Below are 2,632 nucleotides of genomic sequence, written 5' to 3'. Positions count from 1 at the left end.
CGCCGTGGTTGACGAGCTTCTCGCTCATCTCACCGGCCTGCTCCTTGGTGCGCGGCACCAGGACGGTCCAGCCGTAGAGAGCCCGCGACTCCCACCAGGAAGTCTTGGCGCGGCGCTCCACTTCCTTGCCGACCGTGACCACCAGCGGCCCGACCAGTTCGGAAGCGGCATTGTTCAGCGTCGCCAGCGTGGCGTCGATGGTGCGCTGCTGCCGGGTGGTGCCGCGCACGGTCACCGCGACCGGCGTCTGCGGCGCCATACCGTGTTCCACCAGCGCGGAAGCGGTCTCGGCCAGATGCCCGGAGGTGGCATGCAGCACCAGCGGTCCCGGCGCGGCCGCCACGGCCGCCCAGTCCACCTCGCCGCGCACATCCACTTCGGAGTGGCTCGAGCCCAGCTCGATGCCCGCGTAGGCGGGCACGGTGCTGCCGGCCGAAAGACCCGGCAGCACCTCGAAGTTCAGATGCGAGCGGGTGACGGCGTTGATCTCCTGGATGACCGAATCGGTGGTCATCGGGTCGCCGGACACCAGCCGCACCACGTCGGAGCCGTTGCGCGCCTCGGCGATCAGGGTCTTCGCCACCTCGGCGGCGTCACCCAGCGCGGGGCGCACGTCGACGGGACGGGTACCGTCCGGATCCTCCTCGACCGCGGTGCCGATCAGGGCGAGCACGCCCTTGTCGACATCGGGATCGGTGAACGCCAGCGTCGCCCGGCCGATCACCTCCCGGGCACGCACGGTGAGCAGCGCCGGATCGCCGGGCCCGGACCCCACGAAAAGGATCCGACCGGGATTCTTCTTCGTCACTCGGCTCATCCTTGGTTCTCCATTGGGCTGGGATTGCGGTCGTCGTCGGTCTCAGCGGATTCCTCTGTCACGCTGAGCAGTTCGCGCGCCCCCAGCTCCAAGAGCTCACGCGCCAGTGCGCGACCCAGTTTCTCGGCATCCGCCACTGAGCCGACCACTGAAGCCCGGATCACATCCGAGCCATCGATCGCCGCCGCGCACCCGCGCAGCGACAGTTCCTCCACCACCCGGCCGTCATCGTCGAGCGATTCGACGACCTCGGCGAGCGCACCGATCGGTGCGGTGCAGCCGGCCTCCAGTTCGGCCAGCAACGCCCGCTCCGCGGTGATCGCGGCCCGGGTCCCGGCATCGTCGAGGGCGGACAGGATGGTCACGAGTTCGGTGTCCTCGCTGCGGCATTCGACCGCCAGCGCACCCTGGGCCGGGGCGGGCAGCATCTGCACCGGCTCGAGCGATTCGGTGACGGCGTCCAGCCGGTCGATGCGGGCCAGCCCGGCCCGCGCCACCACGACGGCATCCAGTTCACCGTTGACAACCTTGGAAATCCGGGTGTCGAGATTGCCGCGCAGCGGCACGATCTCGATGCCGAGGCCCAGCGCCTTCAACTGCGCGCCCCGGCGCGGCGCCGACGTGCCGACCTTCGCGCCCGCGGGCAGCTCGCCCAGCACCAGGCCGTCGCGCGCGACGAGCGCGTCACGCGGATCCTGGCGGGGCGGAATCGCCGCGATATTGAACAGCGGGTCCTGCGCGGTCGGCAGATCCTTGTACGAGTGCACCGCGATATCGACGGCGCCCGCGGCCAATTCCTCACGCAGCGCGGCGGTGAAGACACCGACGCCGATCTTCGACACCGGGTCGGTGGCGTTCTGGTCACCGGCGGTCTTCACGATCACCAGCTCGGCCTGCTGACCATTGGCGATCAGGGCGTCGCGCACATGCCCGGCCTGGGTGAGGGCCAGCAGACTACCGCGGGTACCGATGCGCCACGGGGCATCGGATGTCCCGCGGATCGTTGTCTCGTTCTCGTGCACCATAGCTCCGGTCATGCGGTCGGCCCCTGTTCCTCACCCGGGTGGGCGGCGGTGAAATCGTCCGCCAGTTCGCCCTGCAGGGCGGAGATCTCCATCGGCGCGGCAACCGCTTGTGCCGCACCGGGTTTGAGCTCGAAAAGCTCGCGCAGCGCCTCGGCGTAGCTGTCCCCGCCCGGCGTGGACGCCAACTGCTTGACCCGCACGGTCGGCGCGTGCAGCAGCTTGTCGACCACCCGTCGCACGGTACGGGCCACTTCCTCGCGATCGGTGGATTCCAGTCCCGGTAGTCGGGAATCCAGGCGTAGCAGTTCGGCCTCGACCACGTCGGCGGCCATCTGCCGCAGCGCCGCCACGGTCGGGGTGACCTCGGCCATGCGCTGTCCGGCAAGGTATTTGGCGAGTTCGTCGGCGACGATGGTGCGCGCGGCGGCGGTGTCGTCGGCGGCCGCGCCGGCCGACGGATCGCGCTGCAGCGTCTCCATGTCGATCACGGTCACGCCGGGCAGCCCGGCCACCGCGTGGTCCACATCGCGGGGCAGGCCCAGATCGCAGATGACCAGTTCGCGTGTCCCGGCGGCGGTTCCGGCCTTGGCCGCCAGCGCGTGATGCACATCGGCGAGCGTCACCACGGTGCCGACCGCGCCGGTACAGGTGACCACCACGTCCGCGGCGGCCATCGCCTCGTCCAGCCGGTCGATCTGCATGGCCTCGGCGGCCACGCCGTGCATGGCGGTCGCCGTATTGGCCAGGCGCTGCGCCTTTTCCAGCGTCCGGTTCACCACCAGGATCTTCG

General features: G+C 70.2%; 2 protein-coding genes and 1 pseudogene. All 3 read right to left on the bottom strand.

What is annotated here, in order from left to right; all coding sequences use genetic code 11:
- Nucleotides 1–817, bottom strand: an 817-nt coding sequence (locus tag ACWELQ_RS43315) for a uroporphyrinogen-III C-methyltransferase (protein ID WP_452402784.1), incomplete at its 3' end; no start/stop codon positions are given.
- Nucleotides 814–1,842 (bottom strand): hydroxymethylbilane synthase, encoded by a 1,029-nt coding sequence (hemC, locus tag ACWELQ_RS43310; protein WP_452402785.1) that lies wholly within the window; start codon nt 1,840–1,842, stop codon nt 814–816. The genes ACWELQ_RS43315 and hemC, both read right to left, overlap by 4 nt.
- Nucleotides 1,843–1,850: 8 nt before the next feature.
- Nucleotides 1,851–2,632 (bottom strand): annotated as a pseudogene (locus ACWELQ_RS43305) (glutamyl-tRNA reductase); the annotation flags it as partial.

It is taken from the genome of Nocardia sp. NPDC004722 (assembly GCF_053601505.1).
Note: the sequence above shows the minus strand (reverse complement) of the source record. Positions and strands in the feature narration are given on the sequence as shown.

Bases quoted from the DNA above. Each gene is read 5' to 3' on its own strand.
- hemC (WP_452402785.1), bottom strand. From the start codon at position 1,842: ATGGTGCACGAGAACGAGACAACGATCCGCGGGACATCCGATGCCCCG.